Annotated in this window: 4 protein-coding genes; 1 reads left to right on the plus strand and 3 read right to left on the minus strand. The window is 71.7% G+C overall.

Going from position 1 to position 4,661, the window contains the following annotated elements; all coding sequences use genetic code 11:
- Positions 1–129: 129 nt before the first annotated feature.
- Both purU and AOQ53_RS32275 read right to left on the minus strand, forming a co-directional pair.
- On the minus strand, positions 130–1,011 hold the full coding sequence (gene purU / locus AOQ53_RS32270; protein WP_059422656.1) for a formyltetrahydrofolate deformylase: 882 nt from the start codon (positions 1,009–1,011) through the stop codon (positions 130–132).
- A gap of 46 nt (positions 1,012–1,057) precedes the next feature.
- The gene (locus AOQ53_RS32275) at positions 1,058–1,558 is read right to left on the minus strand and encodes an SCO4402 family protein (protein WP_059422658.1); all 501 of its coding nucleotides are present in this window, start codon (positions 1,556–1,558) and stop codon (positions 1,058–1,060) included.
- 117 nt (positions 1,559–1,675) lie between these two features.
- On the opposite strand from AOQ53_RS32275, the gene AOQ53_RS32280 reads away from it, so the two are divergent.
- Complete coding sequence (locus AOQ53_RS32280; RefSeq protein ID WP_059422660.1) at positions 1,676–2,986, plus strand: ABC transporter substrate-binding protein; 1,311 nt, start codon at positions 1,676–1,678, stop codon at positions 2,984–2,986.
- 36 nt (positions 2,987–3,022) lie between these two features.
- Here AOQ53_RS32280 and AOQ53_RS32285 read toward each other — a convergent pair.
- Positions 3,023–4,661: hypothetical protein (locus AOQ53_RS32285; RefSeq protein ID WP_408055210.1), on the minus strand; the 1,639-nt coding region annotated here is incomplete at its 5' end.

The following is a 4,661-nucleotide window of genomic DNA, read 5'->3' on the forward strand; positions in this document are numbered from 1 at the left end:
CCAGCGGACGAGAAGCCCAGGCACGGAGCGGATCCCCCAAGATTGCTGGCGCCCCGTGATCGACCTGAGCAGGATGTAGGAACCGACCGCAGGGGCACGTGCTCAGGGGCGCGGGGAACTGCGGAGCTCCTAGGCGAAGATCACCGTGCGCCGTCCGTTGAGCAGAATCCTCTGCTCGGCATGCCACTTCACAGCCCGGGCCAGCGCCTGACACTCCACATCGCGCCCGATCGCGACCAGCCCCTCCGGCGTCACGTCGTGCCCGACCCGCTCGACCTCCTGCTCGATGATCGGCCCCTCGTCGAGATCAGCCGTCACGTAGTGAGCAGTCGCCCCGATCAGCTTCACACCCCGGGCGTGAGCCTGGTGATACGGCTTCGCTCCCTTGAAGCTCGGCAGGAACGAGTGGTGGATGTTGATGATCCGCCCGGCCAGCGCCTTGCACAGGTCGTCCGACAGCACCTGCATGTACCGGGCGAGGACGACCAGCTCGACACCCTCCTCGCGCACGATGTCGAGCAGCCGGGCCTCAGCCTCGGACTTCGTGTCCTTCGTCACCGGAACGTGGTGGAAGGGGATGTTGTACGAATCCACCAGCTCCGCGAAGTCCGTGTGATTGGACACCACACCCGCGATCTCCACCGGCAGCGCCCCGGTCCGCGCCCGGAACAGCAGATCGTTCAGGCAGTGCCCGAACTTGCTGACCATCAGCAGGATGCGCATCTTCTCGTCGGCCCGGTTGATCTGCCAGTCCATCTGGAAGGAGTCACCGATCGCCGCGAAGCTGGCCCGCAGCTTGTCCAGGGTCACCGGCGCGTCCGCCGAGAAGTGGACCCGCATGAAGAACAGTCCCGTGTCGTGGTCGCCGAACTGCTGACTGTCCTCGATGTTGCAGCCGGTCATGAACAGATAGCTCGACACGGCGTGCACGATGCCCTTCCTGTCCGGACAGGAGAGGGTGAGGACGTACTGGTCGGCCGGGGCCTCGGCGCGGGTGGACTGCTCGTTCATGCAGGACAGGTTCCCACAAGGACCGACACGACCGGCAATCGTCCCGCTAGGCGGACCTGGTCATGATCCGCAGTACGTCGAGGCTGCGCGGCGGCGTGTCCGGGTCCTCGCCGTCGCTCGCGGCCAGCCGCACATGCGCGTCCCGGGCCGCCCGGACCGCCTCGGGCCATGCCTGGTGCTCGAGGTACGTGGCGACCGGCGCGTCCGGGCCGACCTGGTGCATGATCCGCAGCACCCGCAGCACGGCCGTGTCGACGAGGGCCGCCTCCTGCGAGTCGCGGAAGATCGTGCCGACGTACTTCTCGGCGGACCAGTGGTCCAGCCAGGTGTCCTCGACCAGCCGGTACACCGCGTCGGTCACGTCGCCGTAGCCGTCCACGCCGGCCAGCCAGACGTCCCGCTGGAACACGGGGTCGGAGAGCATGTGCAGCGCCGAGCGCACGTTGCTGCGCCAGCGCCACCACGGCATGTCGTTGACAGGCATGCCGCCCATGGTGGATGAGCGACGGCCACGACGGGAAGAGTTCTCCGAAGCTTGCACGGTCATCGATCGTACGTTCCCCTTCACATCGGTCACACCGACCCCTGCAATTCACCTGTGCGTCACCAATTGTTGCCCTGAGGACACTCACGGGTTAGCCATGTGGCGGAATCGTGCGGAGTCATGACCGGCAGGCGACGCACTCGCAGCACATTCCTCCCCGGCCTCCTCACCCGTCACGCCAGAAACGGCGTCCTCTCCGCGGGCGCGGCGGTCGCGTGCGCGGCTCTCGTCGCCGGCTGCGGGGTCGTCCCCGGCACCACGGGGGATGCCGGGGGCGACCCGATCACCGTCATGACCTGGGCGCCGCAGGACACCAAGGCCACCAACAAGCCCGGCATGCCCGCCTTCGCCCGCGCCTACGCCCGCTGGGTCAACGCCAAGGGCGGGATCAACGGCCGCAAGCTCAACGTGCTGACCTGCAACGACCACAATGACAGCGTGGCCGCCGCCAAGTGCGCCCGGCGGGCGGCCAAGGAGAACGTCGTCGCGGTCGTAGGATCCTACAGCCAGTACGCCGACTCCTTCTTCCCGTCCCTGGAGGGCGCGGGCATCCCGTACATAGGCGGCTACGGCATCACCAACGCCGAGTTCACCAGCCCCCTGTCCTACCCCGTCAACGGCGGCCAGGCCGCGCTGCTCGCCGGTCTCGGCAGCGCCCTCGCCGGCTGCGGGCCGGTCGCGCTGATCCGGCCCGACACCATCGCGGGCGACCAGCTGCCCCCGCTGCTCGACTCCGGCCTGAAGGCGGGCGGGCACTCGCCCGCGAGGGACCAGCGGGCGGCGGAGGACGCCACCGAGTACGACGGCCACGCCGATCTGGCGCTGCGGACGACGACCACGGACCCCGGGGACGATGGGTGTGTGGTGCCCGCGCTCGGGGACCGCAACGGCACCTTCATGGACTCCTTCCGGCGGGCTCGCGAGGAATACCCCGACGTACGGACGGCCACCGTGCTCGGCAGCGTCGACCAGACGGTGATCGACGCGACCGGCGGGGCGTCGGGTCCGTACGAGGGCTCGTACATCACCGGCTGGTACCCGGTGGCGAGCGATCCCCGCTGGGACGCGATGAAGCGGGTGATCAAGGAGGAGGCCTTCGACGACAACAGCATCGACCCCGCGGACGCCGGGGTGCAGACCACGTGGATCGCCTACAGCGTGTTCCACAAGGTCGTCGAGTCGCTCGGCGACGGTGAGGTGACCGCCGACACGGTCACGGAGGCCCTCGACGACGGCCTCGGGATCAGCACGGGCGGGCTCACGCCGACGCTTCGGTGGCGGTTCCAGGGCAAGCTCGCCTCCGTCGGCTTCCCGCGCCTGGTCAATGCGAACGTGACCCTTCAGGTGGTGCGGGAGGGACGGCTGGTGTCGGCGCGGAAGGGCTTCGTCGACACCACACAGACGCTTGAGAACGCCGACGTGAACTACTGAGCCCGGCTCAGCAGTTCACGCCCGGACCGGATTGCCTCACAGCTGCGTCGGCTGCCGCTCGGTCAGGCCGTACGTCTTCGCGATGCCGTTCCACAGCTTGGCCGCCTTGGCCTTCTCGGCACTCGCGACACCGCTGGCCCGGTTGCCGGCCTGAGTCTGGCCGGTGACGCGGGCCTGGCCCTTCTTGCAGCCCTTCTTGCCCGCGGTCTGGTCGGCCCAGGCCGCGTAGTGGTTGTCGGCCGAGGCCGAGGCCTGCCACGCCTTGGTGAGGGCGGTGGTCAGCGCGGCGTGGTCGGGCAGCTTGTCGACCGTGACGCCGGAGAGCCGGGTGACCAGCTGGTTGCGCTGCCTGGCCGCGTCGCGCAGGTCCTTGGCGGCCTGGGCGAGGTTGTCGCAACCCTTCACGTCGGCCACCGCGTTGATCACGGTGCTGCGGCTGTTGCCGCTGTCGGCGAGCAGCTTGTCCAGCTCGACCGCCTGCGCGCGGGCCGGGTCGGCGGACGGAGAGGCGGAACCGTCCGTCGCGGGCGCCGAGGCGGCCACGGTCTTGTTGTTGTCGCCGCCGCCGTCGTCACCGCCTCCGCCGCCCGCGAGCAGCGCGCCGGCACCGACGCCGAGGACGGCGATGCCGATGCCGACGGCCGCGATGACCGGCACGCGAGAGCCGGTACGCCCACCGCGACCGGAGTGGCCACCGCCGGAGTGGCCACCGCCGGAGTGGCCACCGCTGGGCGGGGCGTAGGAGGGCTGGGGCTGGGGCTGCTCGAAGCGGGGCAGCTGCTGGGTGGCCGCGGCCGGGCTCTCGGCGCCGTGCTCGCTGCGGAAGAGGTTCTCGAACCCGGCGGGCGGCTGCTGGTCGCCGCCGGGCACCGGCGCGATGTACTGCGTCGCCTCGGCGTCCGGGTTCGAGGCGGGCGGCAACGGCCCGGTCCCCAGGAACCGCGTCGCCTCGGAGTCCTGCTCGGCGGGCATCTCGGGCGGCAGCGCGCCCGGGCCCACCGGGGGTATGTACTGCGTCGCCCCCTCGTCGGCAGGGGTGGCGGCGACGGGCGGCAGATACTGGGTCACCCCCTCGTCGGCGGCCGGCGGCAGGGGCGCACGTCCGGCAGCGGACCCGTGCCCGCCGGAGACCAGCGGCTGCGGACCGCCCGCGGCAGCGGACCCGTACGCATCACTCTGCCGGGGCAGCTGCCCGTCGGCAGACCCGTACGCGCCGGGAGCCGGAGGCAGACCGCCCCCGGCAGAAGACCCGTACGCGTCGGCCTGCTGAGGCGCCTGCCCGCCTGCGGGGCCGGTCCCGTACGCATCGGTCTGCTGAGGCGCCTGCCCCCCGGCAGGGCCGGTCCCGTACCCACCGGTCCCCTGGGAGCCCGCTGCCCCGGCGGCGGAGTTGTACGCGTCAGCGCCCTGCGGCAGCGAACCGCCCCCGCCGGCGGGCCCGTACGCACCCCCGGAGGCCGGAGGCAGGCCGCCTCCAGCGGGAGGCCCGTACGCGCCGGCCTGCTGCGGCGGCTGCCCGCCCGCGCCCTCCGAAGGCAGCGGGGCTCCGCCCGCTGGAGCGCCGTACTGTCCGGCGCCGGCGGGCGGGGGCGCCGTGCCCGGGGCCCCGTAAGCACCGGCGTCGGCGGGCGGCTGGGCGTCGCCCGCGGGCCCGCCGTACGGGCCGGCGTACGGG

It is taken from the genome of Streptomyces azureus (assembly GCF_001270025.1).
Classification (GTDB): Bacteria; Actinomycetota; Actinomycetes; order Streptomycetales; family Streptomycetaceae; genus Streptomyces; species Streptomyces azureus.